This is a genomic window from Pantoea sp. SS70 (assembly GCF_029866845.1).
GTDB classification, from domain to species: Bacteria; Pseudomonadota; Gammaproteobacteria; order Enterobacterales; family Enterobacteriaceae; genus Pantoea; species Pantoea leporis.
This window is the reverse complement of record NZ_CP117199.1, coordinates 3662976-3680334: the sequence shown is the minus strand read 5'-3', so window position 1 is coordinate 3680334 and position 17359 is coordinate 3662976. Positions and strand designations below refer to the sequence as shown.

Annotated in this window: 19 protein-coding genes and 1 other RNA gene; 14 read left to right on the top strand and 6 right to left on the bottom strand. The window is 57.2% G+C overall.

Annotation, left to right across the window (positions count from 1 at the left end; genetic code table 11):
• Positions 1-59: 59 nt before the first annotated feature.
• Complete coding sequence (gene yjgA / locus PO881_RS16880) at positions 60-602, bottom strand: ribosome biogenesis factor YjgA (RefSeq protein WP_101762888.1); 543 nt, start codon at positions 600-602, stop codon at positions 60-62.
• 115 nt (positions 603-717) lie between these two features.
• Between yjgA and pmbA the strand changes: the two genes are divergently transcribed.
• The 11 genes from pmbA to PO881_RS16825 all read left to right on the top strand — a co-directional run bounded on the left by pmbA (position 718) and on the right by PO881_RS16825 (position 10261).
• On the top strand, positions 718-2058 hold the full coding sequence (pmbA, locus tag PO881_RS16875; RefSeq protein ID WP_192236155.1) for a metalloprotease PmbA: 1341 nt from the start codon (positions 718-720) through the stop codon (positions 2056-2058).
• 73 nt (positions 2059-2131) lie between these two features.
• Positions 2132-2521, top strand: a complete 390-nt coding sequence (cybC, locus tag PO881_RS16870; RefSeq protein ID WP_110867416.1) for a cytochrome b562 — start codon at positions 2132-2134, stop codon at positions 2519-2521.
• 253 nt (positions 2522-2774) lie between these two features.
• Positions 2775-3113: a glycine dehydrogenase gene (locus PO881_RS16865; RefSeq protein WP_007892186.1), complete on the top strand. Its 339-nt coding sequence runs from the start codon at positions 2775-2777 to the stop codon at positions 3111-3113.
• Between the two features lie 17 nt (positions 3114-3130).
• Complete coding sequence (locus PO881_RS16860; protein ID WP_008103553.1) at positions 3131-3487, top strand: SFCGS family glycine-rich protein; 357 nt, start codon at positions 3131-3133, stop codon at positions 3485-3487.
• Positions 3488-3489: 2 nt separating this feature from the next.
• Positions 3490-3786, top strand: coding sequence for a DUF4312 family protein (locus PO881_RS16855; RefSeq protein ID WP_137386587.1), 297 nt, complete (start codon positions 3490-3492; stop codon positions 3784-3786).
• A 27-nt stretch (positions 3787-3813) separates the two neighbouring features.
• A complete protein-coding gene (locus PO881_RS16850) occupies positions 3814-4590 on the top strand; it encodes a DUF4311 domain-containing protein (RefSeq protein WP_101762892.1) in 777 nt (258 codons plus the stop codon).
• A gap of 12 nt (positions 4591-4602) precedes the next feature.
• Entirely contained in the window at positions 4603-5250 is a 648-nt protein-coding gene (locus tag PO881_RS16845) for a DUF4310 family protein (RefSeq protein ID WP_064738408.1), read from the top strand.
• A 103-nt stretch (positions 5251-5353) separates the two neighbouring features.
• Positions 5354-6487 (top strand): amidohydrolase/deacetylase family metallohydrolase, encoded by a 1134-nt coding sequence (locus PO881_RS16840; protein ID WP_137386586.1) that lies wholly within the window; start codon positions 5354-5356, stop codon positions 6485-6487.
• Entirely contained in the window at positions 6471-7592 is a 1122-nt protein-coding gene (locus PO881_RS16835; RefSeq protein WP_101762894.1) for a DgaE family pyridoxal phosphate-dependent ammonia lyase, read from the top strand. Before PO881_RS16840 ends, PO881_RS16835 begins: the two co-directional genes overlap by 17 nt.
• A complete protein-coding gene (locus PO881_RS16830) occupies positions 7589-8326 on the top strand; it encodes a KDGP aldolase family protein (protein ID WP_280172129.1) in 738 nt (245 codons plus the stop codon). The genes PO881_RS16835 and PO881_RS16830 overlap by 4 nt, the downstream gene beginning before the upstream one ends.
• Positions 8327-8350: 24 nt before the next feature.
• On the top strand, positions 8351-10261 hold the full coding sequence (locus tag PO881_RS16825) for a PRD domain-containing protein (RefSeq protein ID WP_280172128.1): 1911 nt from the start codon (positions 8351-8353) through the stop codon (positions 10259-10261).
• 137 nt (positions 10262-10398) lie between these two features.
• Here PO881_RS16825 and PO881_RS16820 read toward each other — a convergent pair whose 3' ends face one another.
• The gene (locus PO881_RS16820; RefSeq protein ID WP_101762897.1) at positions 10399-11298 is read right to left on the bottom strand and encodes a LysR family transcriptional regulator; all 900 of its coding nucleotides are present in this window, start codon (positions 11296-11298) and stop codon (positions 10399-10401) included.
• Positions 11299-11427: 129 nt separating this feature from the next.
• Between PO881_RS16820 and PO881_RS16815 the strand changes: the two genes are divergently transcribed.
• Complete coding sequence (locus PO881_RS16815; protein ID WP_110867406.1) at positions 11428-12129, top strand: pirin family protein; 702 nt, start codon at positions 11428-11430, stop codon at positions 12127-12129.
• Between the two features lie 54 nt (positions 12130-12183).
• Here PO881_RS16815 and dolP read toward each other — a convergent pair whose 3' ends face one another.
• The 4 genes from dolP to PO881_RS16795 are packed head-to-tail and all read right to left on the bottom strand — an operon-like array spanning position 12184 to position 15744.
• Positions 12184-12756, bottom strand: a complete 573-nt coding sequence (gene dolP / locus PO881_RS16810) for a division/outer membrane stress-associated lipid-binding lipoprotein (RefSeq protein ID WP_101762899.1) — start codon at positions 12754-12756, stop codon at positions 12184-12186.
• A gap of 14 nt (positions 12757-12770) precedes the next feature.
• Positions 12771-13358, bottom strand: a complete 588-nt coding sequence (gene diaA, locus PO881_RS16805) for a DnaA initiator-associating protein DiaA (protein WP_007890352.1) — start codon at positions 13356-13358, stop codon at positions 12771-12773.
• A 14-nt stretch (positions 13359-13372) separates the two neighbouring features.
• Positions 13373-13768, bottom strand: a complete 396-nt coding sequence (locus PO881_RS16800; protein ID WP_008103534.1) for a YraN family protein — start codon at positions 13766-13768, stop codon at positions 13373-13375.
• Positions 13726-15744 (bottom strand): penicillin-binding protein activator, encoded by a 2019-nt coding sequence (locus PO881_RS16795; RefSeq protein WP_280172127.1) that lies wholly within the window; start codon positions 15742-15744, stop codon positions 13726-13728. Before PO881_RS16795 ends, PO881_RS16800 begins: the two co-directional genes overlap by 43 nt.
• 62 nt (positions 15745-15806) lie before the next feature.
• Here PO881_RS16795 and rsmI point away from each other — a divergent pair, with 62 nt between their 5' ends.
• Together rsmI and rnpB are read left to right on the top strand one after the other, a co-directional pair.
• The gene (gene rsmI, locus PO881_RS16790; RefSeq protein ID WP_101762901.1) at positions 15807-16670 is read left to right on the top strand and encodes a 16S rRNA (cytidine(1402)-2'-O)-methyltransferase; all 864 of its coding nucleotides are present in this window, start codon (positions 15807-15809) and stop codon (positions 16668-16670) included.
• Positions 16671-16703: 33 nt separating this feature from the next.
• Positions 16704-17082, top strand: an RNA gene (gene rnpB, locus PO881_RS16785) — RNase P RNA component class A.
• Positions 17083-17359: the final 277 nt, after the last annotated feature.

The window sequence follows — 17359 nt, the reverse complement described above, 5'->3', positions numbered from 1 at the left end:
TCGGTCAGCCCCTTCTCCCGCTTGCGGGAGAAGGGGCTGAGGGGAAAACCGCAGAAAACTTACGCTTCTGCCAACTCACGTAGATACTGGAAAATCAGGCGGGCAGATTTTGGCGGCTTATTCGCGGCTTTCTCTTTCTGCGCGTTACGGATCATGCTGCGCAGTTGCTGACGATCGGCGTGCGGATAGAGGTTAAACACTTCAGCGACCGCGTCATCACCTTGCTCGATCAAACGATCGCGCAAAATCTCCAGCTTATGGAACAGTGCAACCTGCTGGTTGTGACGATTCTTCAGCTTATCCAGCGCCTGGCGAATCGGATCTTCATCGCGTGAACGCAGCATCTTACCGATCAGCTGCAGCTGACGGCGACGGCCTTCTTTCTTGATGCGCTGCGCCAGTTCAATCGCGTCGCGCAATTGTTCGTCGAGTGGGATCTTGTCGAGGGAATTTTTCCCCAGCTCAACCAGCTCGGCACCAAGGCGTTTTAGCTCTTCGGCATCGCGTTTAATTTCGCTTTTGCTGACCCAGATAATCTCTTCATCTTCTTCGTCATTATTATCCGGCACATCGTCGAGCCAGTCTTCGGGCTGCTTAGTCATCTCTTGGCTCCCAAAAAAAAGAGGCTAATCCTACCAGTTTATCGGGCGACTGCGAAATTGTTCTCTGAGTCTGATAGACTCAAACAATTCATACTTAAGATTAGACGGCAGGTCGATGAACGTATCTACTCAGGTTGCAGAACAACGTAAAGTGTTGGAACAGGCTGTCGCGCAGGCGTTGGAACTGGCAAAAGCCAGCACCGATGGCGCTGAAGTGGCGGTCACGAAAACCACCGGCATCGGCGTCAGTACCCGCTATGGCGAAGTGGAAAACGTCGAATTCAACAGCGATGGTGCGCTCGGCATCACCGTCTACCATCAAAACCGAAAAGGCAGCGCTTCCTCCACCGATCTCAGCCCGGATGCGATCAAACGCACCGTGCAGGCGGCGATCGACATTGCGCGCTACACCTCGGTGGATCCATTTGGCGCACCGGCCGATCCCGATCTGCTGGCGTTTGACGCGCCGGATCTCGATCTCTACCATCCGTGGGAGATCGATGCCGATCGCGCTATCGAACTGGCCGCTCAGGCGGAACAAGCGTCGTTGCAGGCCGACAAGCGCATCACCAACACCGAAGGCGGCAGCTTCAACAGCCACGTTGGTATCAAAGTCTTTGGTAACAGCCACGGCATGTTGCAGAGCTACTGCTCCAGCCGCCATTCGCTCTCCAGCTGTGTGATAGCCGAGCAGGACGGCAATATGGAGCGCGATTACGCGTATACCATTGGCCGCGCTTTTGACGATCTGAAAAGCCCGGAATGGGTTGGCGCCGAGTGCGCCCGCCGCACGCTGTCGCGTCTGGCACCGCGCAAGCTTTCGACCATGAAAGCGCCGGTGATCTTCGCGCCAGAAGTGGCGACCGGTTTGTTTGGTCATCTGGTGGGCATGATCAGCGGCAGCAGCGTATACCGCAAATCGACCTTCCTGCTTGATTCGCTCGGTAAGCAGATTCTGCCCGAGTGGCTGACCATTGAAGAGCATCCGCACCTGCTGAAAGGCCTGGCATCCACGCCGTTCGACAGCGAAGGCGTGCGCACCCAATCGCGTGACATCATTAAAGATGGCGTGCTGCAGAACTGGCTGTTGACCAGCTACTCGGCGCGCAAGCTCGGCTTGCAGAGCACCGGCCACGCAGGCGGCATCCATAACTGGCGTATTGCCGGTCAGGGCCACAGCTTTGACGACCTGCTGAAGCAGATGGGCACCGGTTTAGTGGTAACCGAGATGATGGGCTCTAGCATCAACGGCATGACCGGCGACTATTCACGCGGCGCATCCGGATTCTGGGTGGAAAACGGTGAGATTCAATATCCTGTGAGCGAGATCACAATCGCTGGTAACCTCAAGGAGATGTGGCTCAATATGGTGACCGTCGGTAACGACATTGAAACCCGCAGCAATATACAATGCGGTTCGGTGCTGCTGCCGGAGATGAAAATCGCCGGACAATAAGAGTCATCGCTTTTTGAAAGCAGCCCGCAAGGCTGCTTTTTTTTTGGCCCGACAATAATAAAAGGACATACCAATGCGTAATAAGCATGTGATTGCAGTGTTGTCGTTATCGCTGTTGTTCTCCTCGGCTAGCGTGTTTGCAGCCGATTTAGAAAAAGATATGGATACGCTCAAGGATGGTCTGAGCGTGGTGAAGAAAACCTCTGACGCGCAGGAGATGCATACCGCGTTGGGTAAGATGCGCCAGGCGGCAACGGATGCTAAGCAATCCACGCCGGAAAAACTGGAAGGTCAGGCGGCCGATAGCGCGCAGATCAAGGATTATCACGCCGGTCTGGATTCGCTGATTGCCCAGATCGATGTGGTTGATCAGCTGGCGCAAGCCAACAAGCTGGACGAAGCCAAGGCCGAAGCGAAGAAACTGGAAGATATTCGCAACGCCAACCATAAGAAATTCCGCTGATAACCCGGCCAGCCCCGTGGCTGGCCTTATTCCTCTTTGCCTTATCTCCGCTTTAATCCGCATAACTCCATCAATCCTCGCATTTTGTGACCGCTTTCGCACACTTCGTGCGTCCTGAGATCTGGCGCACACTCGCCCGCGGGATTTCCACTTTGAGGTGGAAAAGTTGCGACTCAACAGCCTGAAGGCGAAAGCGTACTTTCTTATCAACGAGAAATATCTGTAATTGTCCGCTGTAAACAGGAGTAACAAGGTGAGGAGTGAAGCTGTCCCGCTGAAACAGAGCACGCCGGAAGCGATCCAGGCGCTGGCGGATAAGGTGTTAAGCCAAATTGCAGCGATCTACGCCGCACATCACATCGAAGCCAACGCCGTGCAGCAGCAGATGCTGGCTTCGCATGTCCGGGCGATGGCATCGCGCTCTTTAACGGGTGAAGCGCTACCGGAAGTAGAAGCTGAGCTGTTTGAAGATATCTCGCCGGAAACCATGGCGCTGGCGCAGCAGGTGGTGGATCTGTTTGGCAATCTGCCCAAAGAGGAAGCCTGGTTGTTGTCCGTCCATATCGAAGTGGCGAAATCGAACGAAGCATAAATTGCGAGGAATTGAACATGGTAACTGTAGTGATTGGCGATCGTCTGGGTAAAGGTCAGAAAGTAGCAGCGGGCATCGAGAAAGCCGGTGGTCGTGCGGTGGTGGTGCCAGGCGTGGCAGCCGACATGAAGCTGGGCGACGTGATGAAAGCGGAAAACGCCGACTTCGGTATCTCCTTCTGCGGCAGCGGCGGTGCCGGTGCGATTACCGCGCAGAACAAATATGGCTACAAAGCCAAACACGGGATGCGTTCGATTGACGAAGGCGTTACCGCCATCAATGAAGGTGCCACTGTGCTGGGCTTCGGCTTTATGGATAAAGAAGAGCTGGGTGAGCGTCTGGTGCAGGCCTGGACTAAAAAACACGGCAGCTAAGTATGAAACAGCAATACGAGACGCAGGTAACGGTGCAGGGCAAAGGCGACAGTAAAGCAAAAGCCTTTGCCGATGCGCTCAGCAAGGTGCAGCAGCAAGTGCTGCGCACCAGCCAAAAGATTCTGTTGCGCATTGAACCCATAGATGTGCGGGTGCTGCGCGCGCAGGAGAGCGTGCGCAAGGAAAAATTCTTGTTCTTCTTCCTCGCGCGTGAGCGACGGAATTACAGCGTTGAGCTGGACATTACCGTTAGCGTCACTGTGATCGACACCGACAAGGTGGATTTCATAGCGACTTAATAAAAACGACAACAAGGGTACGACGACATGTTTTTAATCATTTTGTTTAAGTCGTTAATCATTGGCGGATTGGTTGGCGTCGGGGTGGGAGCGGGCGCAGCGCGCATGTTCCACGCACCGACCACACAAGGTATGGGCGCGTTCCGTACCTTGGGAGAACTCAATTCCTGTGAAGGCGATCCGGCATCGCACTTCTCCTTTGGTCTCGGCTTCTTCTTTAACGCCTGGGCATCATCCGTGGCAGCGGGTTCCTTCACGCAGGACGTCGATCACCGCATTTTGCCGAACTGGGGCGCGGCGGCACTGATGGTGAAAAACCGCAACGTGGCGGAAACGCTGCACAACCCGAAACGCATGGCGATTGCCTGCGGCATCATCGGCATGATTGTGGTGGCCTTCCTTAACAGCACGGCGTCTGCGGTTCCGGCGGCGCTGCAGGTTACCGCAGTAAAAGTGCTGGTGCCGGCGGCTAACCTGCTGGTGAATACCGTGATGCCAGTGATCTTCTGGCTGGCAGCGATTGATGCCGGTAAGAAATCCGGCTTCTGGGCCACCATTTTTGGCGGTCTGGCGCAGCTGATCATGGGTAACGCCGTACCGGGTTTGGTGCTGGGCATCCTGATCGGTAAAGGTGTGGAAGAGAGCGGCTGGAACAAAGTCACCAAGGTGATGATGTTTGCCATCGTGCTGCTGTTTGCCTTGAGCGGCTTCTTCCGCGGTTTCGATCTGAAACTGCTGCAATCCTTCCAGCTGGGTATTCCGGGCTGGCTGGATATGATCCACAACAGCGTCAGCGGCAAATAAGGAGCCATCAGCATGAACGAGAACGAAAACAAAGGGTTCTGGTACGCCGACTGGTCTTTCCCGATTTTTGTTGGCCTGCTCTCCTCCGGCGTATTTGCCGGTACGCACATGTATTACCTGTACGGCATCGGTGCGTTTAACGAAGTGGCATTTGTCTCGATGCTGCGCTCAGGTATGGAAACCGGCGTGTATGGCGCGGTGGCGGCGTTTGGTGCCAGCTTCCTGTTTGCACGCATTATCGAAGGTTCGCTAGTGGGGATTCTCGATATTGGCGGCGCGATCCAGACCGGCGTCGGCCTCGGCGTGCCTGCGCTGCTGCTCGGTGCTGGCATTGTGTTCCCGGTCGCCAACTTTGCCGCATCGCTGGCTACGGGTTTGGTGGTGGGCTTAGCGATAGGTTATCTGATCATCCTGGCGCGTAAGTTCACCATCAACCAGAGCGACTCAACCTACGGCGCAGACGTGATGATGGGCGCGGGTAACGCATCGGGCCGTTTCCTCGGGCCGCTGATTATCCTTTCTGCCATGGCGGCGTCGATTCCTATTGGTCTCGGTTCGCTGGTGGGGGCGCTGCTGTTCTACCTGTGGAATAAGCCTATTACCGGCGGCGCGATTTTGGGCGCGATGGTGTTGGGTGCGATGTTCCCAATCTCACTCTGATACTGATGTGCGGCCATATGGCTGCACATATCCGTAGCGGCGCCATTTATTGCGCGATAAATCACGCCGCTACGAAATGAGCGTTTGTATGTGAGGAGTAAGCATGTTTGATCTGATTCTGCGCCGCGCACGTCTGTGCGACGAACAGCTGGTGGATATTGCCATCCAGCACGGCAAAATTGCCGCCGTCGGCGAGGTGAGCGGCCCGGCACAGCAGGAGCGCGATCTCGCCGGACGTTACTATGTCAGCGCTGGCTGGATTGATAGCCACGTGCACTGTTATCCCCAATCCCCGATTTATCACGACGACGCCGACACCATTGGCATGGCGCAAGGCGTCACCACGGTGGTGGATGCCGGCAGCACCGGCGCTGACGACATCGACGACTTTTATCAGCTCACGCGTTCGGCTACCACCGAAGTACGCGCGCTGATCAACATTTCACGCACCGGCATTGTGACGCAAAACGAGCTGGCCGATATGGCGCAGATTGATGGCGATGCGGTGGTGCAAGCGGTGAAACGCCGTCCCGACTTTATCGTTGGCCTGAAAGCGCGCATGAGCAGCAGCGTGGTGGGCGAGAACGGCATTCAGCCGCTGGTGCGTGCCAAGGCGATTCAGCAGGCAGCCGGAAACTTGCCGCTGATGGTGCACATTGGCAACAATCCGCCCGTGCTGGAAGAGATCGCCGATCTGCTGACCTCCGGCGACATCATTACCCACTGCTTTAACGGCAAGCCGAACCGTATCTTGTCACCGCAGGGCGAACTGAAAGCAGCGGTGAAAAATGCCATCGCGCGCGGCGTGAAGCTGGATATCGGCCACGGCGGCGCCAGCTTCAGTTTTGAGGTGGCGCGTCAGGCGATTGCGCAGGGCATTCTGCCCGACACCATCAGCTCCGACATTTACTGTCGTAACCGCATCAACGGCCCGGTGCATAGCCTGGCGCACGTGATGTCGAAATTCTTTAGCATTGGCATGACGCTGCCGCAAATCGTCGAGTGCGTCACCGTTAATGCCGCTGCTGGCTTGCGTCTGGCGGGCAAAGGGCGCTTGACCGCCGGTTATGACGCCGACCTGACCATTTTTACCGTCAAAGAGGAAGCCTGCCCGTTCGTTGATGCTGAAGGCGAACGGGTATTAGGTGAACAACATATTCTGCCGCTGGCCGTGGTTATCGCCGGTCACTGGCATCTGACTGATGAAGGGAAAGCGAATCATGTCTTCGATTTATGAAAAATATGACCTGAAACAGGTCATCAACGCCTCGGGCCGCATGACCATTCTCGGCGTCTCCACGCCGTCTGCGGATGTGGTGGATACCGTCAGCTATGGTCTGAATCACTATTTCGAGATGAAAGATCTGGTCAACAAGACCGGCGCTTACATCGCCAAACTGCTGGACGTGGAGAGCGCGGTGGTGGTGTCGTGCGCCTCAGCGGGCATTGCGCAGAGCGTGGCGGCGGTGATTGTTAAAGATAACGACTGGTTGCTGGAGAACCTGCACGCCGCACCGCTCAGCGTGCCGCACGATATCGTGGTGCCAAAAGGGCACAACGTGAACTTCGGCGCGCCGGTTGGCACGATGGTGGCGCTGGGCGGCGGGCGTTTGATCGAAGCCGGTTACAGCAATGAATGTTCGCCAGAGCAGTTGGCGGCGGCAATCACGCCGACCACAGCGGCGCTGATGTACATCAAATCGCACCACTGCGTGCAGAAAAGCCATCTTAGCGTGGAGCAGGCAGCGGTAGTGGCGCGCAAGCACGGCATTCCACTGATCGTTGATGCGGCAGCGGAAGAGGATTTGCAGTGTTACTACCAAATGGGCGCGGATCTGGTGATTTACAGCGGTGCTAAGGCGATTGAAGGGCCGACCAGCGGCTTAGTGATTGGTCGCACGCAATACGTTGAGTGGGTGAAGCGCCAGAGCAACGGCATTGGCCGCGCGATGAAAGTCGGCAAAGAGGGCATTCTCGGCCTGACGCAGGCGATTGAAAACTATCTGGTGCAGCCAAAAACCACCGGCGCCGAGATGGTGGCCAACATGACGCCTTTTATCGACAACCTCAACACGCTGAACGGCGTCACCGCCCGCGTGGTGTGGGATGCCGCCGGACGCGATATTGCGCGTGCCGAGATCAAGTTTGATGAAGCGGTCACCGGCTGGCCGACTGGCGAACTGGTGCAGGCGCTGAAAACCGGCGACATCGCCATCTATTTCCGTGGCTACAAAGCCAACGAAGGCATTATCGAAGCCGATGTGCGCAGCGTTAGCGCCGATCAGCTGCACATCATCTTTAGCGCTATTCAGGCGTTGATCAGCGGAGGAAAACGCGCATGAGTCTGAACCCGAATTTCTATCAGGATCGCCTGTGCCTTAACGTGCTGGCCGGTTCGAAGCAGAACGCAAAAGCGATCTGGCAGGCGGCTGAAGGTCATGTGCTGGTGGGCGTGCTGTCAAAAAACTACGCCAGCAATGAAGCGGCGATTGCCGATATGCGCGAGTATGCGGCGCTGATCGACAATGCGTTATCCGTGGGTTTGGGCGCGGGCGATCCCAACCAGTCGGCGATGGTGAGTGAGATCTCGGCGGTGCTGCAACCGCAGCACGTCAATCAGGTCTTCACCGGCGTGGCGACCAGCCGTGCACTGCTCGGCCAGACTCAAACCGTGGTGAATGGTTTGATTTCACCGACCGGCACGCCGGGCCTGGTGAAAATCTCCACCGGACCGCGCAGCTCGAAGAGCGCCGACGCGATTGTACCGATCGACAGCGCCATCGCCATGTTGCAGGACATGGGCGGCAGCTCGGTGAAATACTTTCCGATGGGCGGCCTGAAAGCGGTAAATGAGTATCGCGCGGTGGCGGAAGCCTGCGCGCGTCACGACTTCTGGCTGGAACCCACCGGCGGTATTGATCTCAATAACTTCGAAGAGATTGTGCGTATTGCGCTCGATGCGGGCGTCAGCAAAGTGATCCCGCACGTTTACAGTTCGATTATCGATAGCGCAAGCGGCGACACGCGCATTGACGATGTACGTCAGCTTCTGGCAACGTGCAAGAAACTGCTGTAACAAATGAGTGACAGGTGAGGCTCCGTGAGATTTCCCAATCAGCGTCTGACTCAGCTTTTCGCTGCGCTGCAAAATGAAACGCTGCCGCAGGATGAGCTGGCACGTCGCTTTTCCGTTTCAACGCGCACGGTGCGCACCGATATCACCGCGCTGAATGCGCTGCTGGAACAGCATGGCGCGCAGTTTGTGCTGGCGCGCGGCGCGGGATATCAACTCAAAATTGACGATGCGGCGCGCTTTGGCCGCTTACAGCAAGAGAGCGCGACGCCACTGCGCGTGCCGCGTACCTCACAGGAGCGCGTGCGCTATCTGCTGACGCGCTTTCTGACTGCGGCGTATTCGATCAAGCTGGAAGATCTGTCCGAAGAGTGGTTTGTCAGCCGCGCCACGCTGCAAAGCGATATGGCAGAAGTGCGCGAATGGCTGGGCCGCTATCACCTTAATATCGAAACCAAACCGCATTACGGCATGAAGCTGTTTGGCAGCGAGGCGGCGATCCGCACCTGCTTAACCGACCTGCTGTGGCAGATCGATCAGGAGACGCCGGACAGCCCGCTGCTGACGGTAGAAGCGCTGCACAGCGGCATTTTGGCGCAGCTCGAACCTTTGCTGCAACAGTGCTTCGCCCAGCACGCCATTCGCCTCAGTGATGAAGGCGACCGCTATCTGCAAATCTACTGCGCGGTGGCGGTACGACGCATCAGCGAAGGTTTCCCGCTCAACGATCCGGGTGCGGAAGATGTGGGCGAGGAAGTGCGCGAGGCGGCGCACGATCTGATTAACCTGATGCGTCCGCTGGTCGGCAAACCGATTTCACAGGCGGAAGAGAACTGGCTGCGGGTCAACATCGCCGCACGCCAGATTCAGGCGCTGGCACCGAGCACCATTAACGCTGACGACGCCGATGCGCTGGTCGATTACCTGCTGAATTACATCAACACCCATTACAACTATCGGCTGCAGCATGATGAGCAGCTGCGCGCCGATCTGCTCACCCATATCAAAACCATGATCACGCGGGTGCGCTACCAAATCCATATCCCCAATCCGCTGCTGAGCAACATCAAACAGCACTATCCAATGGCCTACGATGTGACGCTGGCGGCGGTGACCAACTGGGGTAAATACACCCCTTACACTATCAGTGAGAACGAGATCGGTTTCCTGGTGCTGCACATTGGTGTTGGGCTGGAGAGGCATTACGACGTCGGCTATCAGCGCCATCCACAGGTGCTGCTGGTGTGCGACAGCGGCAACTCCACGCTGCGCATGATTGAGGCGCTGCTGCTGCGCAAATACCCGCAATTGGTGGTGACGGCGCGGCTGTCACAGCGCGACTATGAACTGCGCGAGCATATCGATGAAGACTTCGTGATCTCCACCGCGCGGCTCAGCGAGAAGAATAAGCCGATTGCGGTGATGTCGCCATTCCCAACCGAGTTCCAGCTGGAGCAGCTCGGCAAGCTGGTGCTAGTGGATCGCACGCGCCCGTACATGCTGGAGAAGTACTTCGACGCGCAGCACTTTATGGTGCTGGATAAGCCGATGGCGCAGTCAGAGTTGTTTCGCCTGCTGTGCGATCAGCTGGAGAGCGAAGGTTTTGTCGATGCGGATTTCTATCCGTCGGTTGAGGAGCGCGAAGCGATTGTCAGCACCCTGCTCGGCGAAGGCATCGCGCTGCCGCATTCACTCGGACTGCTGGCGCAGAAAACCGTGGTCTACACGGTGCTGGCGCCGCATGGCGTGAGCTGGGGCGAGGAGACAGCATCGGTGATTTTCCTGCTGGCGATCAGCAAGAGTGAATACGAAGAGGCGATGGCGATTTACGATCTGTTCGTCACCTTCCTGCGCGAAAGAGCGATGACGCGGCTGCGCGATTGCGCGGATTTTGTCAGTTTTAAAGCGGTGGCGATCGATTGTTTGAGTCGGATGTAAGGGTTGTGCGTGCTGTCCCCCATCCCGGCCTTCCCCCGCAAGCGGGGGAAGGAGATGCAGCTTCATCACTAACATGTGGCAGCATCTTCCTCCCCCATTTATGGGGGAGGACCGAGGAGGGGGAAACCCCGCACAATCTACCCGCGCTTCGCCAGTAACCTCGGAATCTCACGCAAACACCAGGCTTTGGCTTCGCCCATGCTGTCGCGGCGCCACGCCATAATAATGTCCACTTCGCGCGTATACTCGGCGCTCACCACGCGTAAACGACCTTCGGCGATATCCTGCTCCACCATCGGATACGGCATGGTCGCCACACCCAAACCGGCCAGCAGCGCGCGGCGTTTATCATCCATGCTGCTTACCGTCAGACGCTGCTGCTTATCCAGCAACTGCACCGTCAGCACTGGGCGCTCGCGCGCGGTGTCCGCCACTGCGATGCCGCGATACTTCACGCGCGTCACTTCTGACAGCGGCTCAGCTTCCTGATGAATGGGATGATCCGGGCTGGCAACGTAGACGCTCATCGTGCTGTACAGCTTGCGGGTGTTGATTTCGGTTGAGGCGCGGAAGTGCATATCCGGGGCAATCACGATATCGGCGCGGCCCTGTTCCAGCCGCTCCCAGGCGCCGGCTAACACTTCCGTGATGAGAGAAATTTGCGTATTGGCTTTTTCTGACAGCTTCTCAACCAGCGGGAATAAACGCTCGGAAGGCACCAGCGCCTCGGCAACAATGGTGAGATGCGTTTCCCAACCGCGCGCCAGCGCTTCGGCATCGGTGGTGAGCTTATCGGCGGCCTCCAGCAGCACGCGGCCCCGTTCCAGCAGCATGCGGCCCACGTTGGTGAACTTGGTGCGGTGGCCGGAACGGTCAAACAGCACCACATCCAGCTCTTCTTCCAGCTTCTGCATGGTGTAACTCAGCGCGGAAGGGACGCGACCCAGTTCATCGGCCGCAGCGGCAAAGCTGCCACGACGGTCAATAGCATCCATCACACGTAAAGCTTCAAGGGTTAACGCGCGGTCTTTTGCCATGCCGATTCTCTGTCAGTAAATTTGAACATGCCAGGCAGATTAACTGGCTTACAATCCGGCGTCCAGACTTTTACCATAATCCCATCAAGCCTGCGGTCGGTTCTCACCGCAGCGCGTCGGAGGATTATCATGATGACAACCCGCTGCGCGTCCGCATGTGGCCAGGCCGATTTCGGTTGGTTGCAGGCGCGCTACAGCTTCTCATTTGGCCACTATTTCGATCCAAAATTAATGGGCTACGCGTCGCTGCGCGTACTCAACCAGGAAATTCTGGCCCCGGGCGCCGCATTCCAGCCGCGCAGTTATCCGCAGGTCGATGTGCTGAATCTGGTGCTGCAAGGTGAAGCCGAGTATCGCGACAGCGAAGGCAATCATCTGGTGGCGCGTGAAGGCGAGGCGATGCTGCTCTCTGCGCGTCAGGGCGTGAATTACAGTGAAATTAACATCAGCAAAGATCGCCCGTTAACCCGCATGCAACTGTGGCTGGCGGCCTGTCCGGAACGTGAAAACCCGCTGTTGCAGAAGCTCGACCTGCCGCAACAAACCAGCGTACTGATCGCCTCGCCCGATGGCGCGCAGGGCAGCCTGCAGCTGCGCCAGCAGGTTTGGGTGCATCAGGTGACGCTAGCGCCGGGCGAGCAGTACACGGTGAAATTGCACGGACCGCGCGCTTACCTGCAATCGATCCATGGTTCGCTGGATGTGCAGGCCAGCAGCGCCAACCAGCAGCCGCTAGGCTGCGGCGACGGCGCGTTTCTCAGCGATGAGAACCAGATTAGCCTGCAGGCCAGAACGCCGCTGCGCGCGCTGGTGATTGACCTTCCCGCCTAACCCTCACGCACAAAAAAGGGCGACCGAAGTCGCCCTGATGCTTTGCTGCAACGCTTATTTGAGAATGGTGAAGGCCGTAGTCACGTGCTTCACGCCGCTCACCCGGCTGGCAACATCGGCCGCCGCCTTCGCTTCTTCTGCAGTAACCAGTCCCAACAGGAACACTTCACCGTTTTCGGTGGTCACTTTCACGTTGGAGGATTTCACCTGATCGCTGCCCAGCAGCTGCGAGCGGATTTTGGTGGTGATCCAGGTATCCGATGACGAGGTGCCGAGGCTGACTTTCTGTCCATTACGGATTTCGTTATACACCTCGGTGGCTCCATCAACGCCCATGGCGATCTGTTTGGCACGGCTTGCCAGATCCGGGGTTGGCGACTGGCCGGTTAGCAGTACTTTGCCCTGATAAGCGGTGACAACCACGCGGGCCTGGTTTTTGATCTGTTCATCTTTTGCCAGTGCGTTCGAGACGCGCAGCTCCAGCGTACCGTCATCGACCTGCGTGCCCACGGTGCGCGGGTCAGTGGCGGTTTTGGTGGCGACGGCAGCGCCGCCGGCAACCACGGCAACACAACCTTGCAGCAACATGGCGGTTAAGAGAATGGCGACAGCGTTCAATGCTTTCATTTGAGCTCCTTCAGTCATTCCTGGTGTGGGAATAAAGTGTTATCAATCAAATCGCACAGGCAGTTCAGCGTCAGCATATGCATTTCCTGAATGCGCGCACTGCGATGTGATGGAATGCGAATTTCCACATCATGCGGACCGAGCAGGCCCGCCAGCTCACCGCCGTCGTGGCCGGTTAACGCAACGATGGTCATATCGCGGGTAACCGCAGCTTCAACCGCTTTGACGATATCGCGGGTGTTGCCACGGGTGGAAATGGCCAGCAGCACATCACCAGCCTGACCAAGCGCTCGAACCTGCTTGGCGTAGATTTCATCGTGCAGACGATCGTTACCAATCGCCGTCAGCATCACATTATCAGCGCTCAGCGCCAGCGCAGGCAGGCTAGGGCGCTCTGTCTCGAAACGGTTAATCATGCTGGCGGCAAAATGCTGAGCATTCGCCGACGACGCACCGTTACCGCAGCTAAGGATTTTGTTACCGTTCAGCAGCGACTGCACCAGCGTCATCGCGGCGCGGGAAATCGCATCGGGCAGCGCTTCGGCTGCGGCGATTTGGGTCTGAATACTTTCGGTAAAACACGCTTTAATTCTGTCCTGCACAAGACCACCTGGTTCTATCCATCGGCATTAAAGGCATCGGGCAGCCACTCCAGCTCACGCCCGGTAATGGCAATGATGTCAAAACGGCAATTCACCGTATCAAAACTGCCGCCACGCGCCAGCAACCAGAGCGCGGCGGCACGCAGCAGCTTTTGTTGTTTCTGGCGCGTTACGCTGGCGGCGGCACCGCCGTAGCGCGCATCGCGTCGATAGCGCACTTCAACAAATACCCAGCAATCGGCGTCGCGCATAATCAGGTCAATTTCCCCGCTGCGACAGCGTACATTGCTGGCAAACCACTGCAGCCCGGCGCGCTCCAGATAGCGACGCGCCAGTTGTTCCTGCTCAGCGCCAATGCGCTGGCGGTTTACTGCACCGGAACGATCTGTCCCTGACGATACTGGTTCCATGCCAACTTCCTGTTGATCACGCAATCCGTGTCGGCGTTCAGCTTGCCGGTGTTGCCATCAATGGCAAAGCCAGGCACCTGACGCATCTGGTTAAAGTTATTCGCCAGCGTCCAGGCATCAATGCCCATCGCGTAGAGGCGAACCAGCGAATAATCGTTGTTAAACGACTTCGCCGCCTGCTGCATTAAGCCCGGATTGCTACCGGACAGCAGCGGAATATCGCTGAACTGCAGGCCATCCATCTCCAGGCGGAAGTCCGGGCCTGCACCCGCCTGCGCACTGCGTGAGCTGGCGTAGAGTGCGGTGTTGTTGCGGCTGCTGGTGCGCATCGCAATCATCGGCTTGATGAGCTGCAGCTCATCCTGGCTGGCGACGATGTACACCGCATCCACGCTACCGCTGCTGGCATCGGCCGTTGGCACCGGTGCGCTGGTTTGCGGTGCAGGAATCGTCAGGCCAGCAATCGCCACGCTCTGCGATTGCGCGGGCTCAACGTTGAGCGGCGTGCCGCTTAACGCGATACCCGCACCGCTGTTGATGCCTTGCTTGAGTTCGCCGACGCCGCCAAAACGCTGCTGCAGTACGGTTGAGCCACCCAGCGTTTGCCACTCTTGCGCGAACGCTTTGCTGATACGGTCGCCATAACTGCTGCGCGGCACCAGCAATAATGGCTGGCGTTTGCCTTGCTCGTAGATATGGTGCGCGGCATCGCGTGCTTCGTCTTCAGGAGAAAGCGCAAAGTAACAAATATTCGGATGGTTCTGGATCTGTTCTGGCTCGTTCAGGGCCAACACGTTAAGCGGCGTGTTGCTATTGGCGACGGTTTCAACGTCATTTTTTAGAAGCGGGCCGACCACCAGCGTGGCGCCATCTTGCTGCGCCTGCTGCATCACCTGCGCAATCTGCTGGCTACTGGTGTCATACACTTTCACCTGCGCATTGCTGTTGCCCTGTGCGGCGGCGGGTTGTGCGGCTGGCTGTGACTGCTCGGTTTGCGGCGGTGTGTTACCTGCAACGGCGGGGCTGACCACGCTATTGGCGTCCGCTGGCGGCTGTGCGCTGGCATCGGCTGTATTAGCCTCAGGAGCGGCTTGCGGTGCCGGTGCATTGAGCACGCCATTGCGCGCATCGGTGAAGCCTTTCTGAATCGCATTGGCAAACACCTGCGCCTGGCCGTTAAGCGGCAGCAGCAGCGCGATGGTATTGGTCGACGCTTTGGTGAAGTTCTGCACCTGGCTGAGCTGGGTTGGCAGTGTCTTCGCGCCTGGGTTCTGCGGATAACGCGTCTGCCAGTCCTGAATCGCCGCTTTCAACATTTGTGGGTCCTGGCTGTTTGCGCGCCAGGTATTCAGCAGATCGAGCCAGCCCTGCAGGGTATTTTCATCAGCATTGATCACCAGGCTGTTGATCTGATCCTGGGTCATCTGCGTCAGCGCTTGCCAGGTTGCATCGATATTGCTTTGGTGATCGGCACCTTTCAGCAGCGGCTCCTGCGCTATATAGGCACGCAGCAGCGAGAGTGAAGGGCGATTCTGTGCCGCCGCGATTTGCAGCGCGTAGTAACGCACCTGCTGGTCCTGCGACAGGCCGCCGCTTTTCACCTGGCCCAGCAGCTGTTGCGCACCGGTGTAATCCTGCTGCCCAATCTGCATCTGCGCGCGCAGCAGCAGCAGTTCTTGCTGTTGCACTTCGCTTAACTGCTGCGACAATTGATTGAGCTGATTCGCCGCCTGCGGATACTTTCCTTCCTTCAACAGGGCACGGATGGCAAGTAATTGCCAGTCGGTCTTGCTATCATCGCTGCTTTGCTGCACCTGCTGCAGATAATAGTCAGACCGGCCAGTCGCAGGACCCTGAATATTGACGTTAGAGGTTTGTTGCGGTCCCTGACCACTACAGGCGGCTAAAATCAGCCCAGCGAGAAGAACAGGTACTAAGCGTCCTGCTTTATGACGTACGACTTTTGAAGGAAGCATACTGTATCCAGTGATGTTTTTTTCAAGATGCTCAATATTAAATCGGCAATTCGGATGAAACAATGAAACAACTCGATCGGGCAGAGATTTCTGCCAGCACGCTCTATATCGTTCCTACCCCGATCGGTAACCTGGGTGATATCACTCAACGAGCGTTGACGGTGCTCTCAAGCGTCGATCTAGTCGCAGCGGAAGATACACGTCATACCGGGCTGTTGCTACAACATTTCGCCATCAATGCGCGACTCTTCGCACTTCACGACCACAACGAACAGCAGAAAGCTGAGGTGCTGTTAGCTAAGCTGCAAGAGGGCCAGAGCATCGCGCTGGTCTCCGATGCCGGCACGCCGTTAATCAACGATCCCGGCTACCATTTGGTACGTCGCTGCCGTGAAGCTGGTGTGCGCGTGGTGCCGTTGCCAGGTGCCTGCGCGGCGATTACAGCATTAAGCGCGGCGGGGTTACCGTCCGATCGTTTCTGTTACGAAGGGTTTCTACCGGCCAAAAGCAAAGGACGTTGCGATGTGCTGCGCGCGCTGGGTGAAGAGCCGCGTACGCTGATTTTCTACGAATCGACCCATCGCCTGATCGATAGCCTGCAGGATATGGTCAGCGTGTGGGGCGGCGAGCGCTACGTGGTGCTGGCGCGTGAGATCACCAAAACGTGGGAATCTATTCAAGGCGCACCGGTCGGCGAGTTGCTGGCGTGGGTGCAGGAAGATGAAAATCGTCGTAAAGGCGAGATGGTGCTGATTGTTGAAGGCCATAAAGCGGATGAAGAAGCGCTGCCGGCGGAGGCGTTGCGCACGCTGGCGCTGCTGCAAAAAGAGCTGCCACTGAAGAAAGCCGCTGCGCTGACGGCGGAAATTCATGGGGTGAAGAAGAACGCGCTTTATAAGTACGCGCTGGAGCAGCAAGAGGCGTGACAAACGCTGGCAAATCGCCTATTATCCCGCGCCGAAGCTGACCAGACAGTCGCCGCTTTGTCGTCGTCCTCTTTCGGGGGGAGACGGGCAAAGGGGAGGAAAGTCCGGGCTCCATAGGGCAGGGTGCCAGGTAACGCCTGGGGGGCGCAAGCCTACGACCAGTGCAACAGAGAGCAAACCGCCGATGGCCCAGTAATGGGATCAGGTAAGGGTGAAAGGGTGCGGTAAGAGCGCACCGCGCGGCTGGCAACAGTTCGTGGCACGGTAAACTCCACCCGGAGCAAGGCCAAATAGGGGTTCACAAGGTACGGCCCGTACTGAACCCGGGTAGGCTGCTTGAGCCAGTGAGCGATTGCTGGCCTAGATGAATGACTGTCCACGACAGAACCCGGCTTATCGGTCAGTTTCGACTTTTTTAAACACAAAACCCGCTTCGGCGGGTTTTGTGTTTTCTGGGGCTTGTGCGCGCTGGCCCTCATCCTAACCTTCTCCCGCAGGCGGGAGAAGAGACCGATCGAGCGATCTTTCAAACCGCAATAAACAGTTCCCTCTCCCTCTGGGAGAGGGTTAGGGTGAGGGAATACACACACTTTTAATTAAACGCCTCCACGTAAAGAAATGAAAATCCCTGAAAACATTACTGCCGCTATGCCAGAATAAGCGCGTGTTTAACTACTGAGGACAAATTT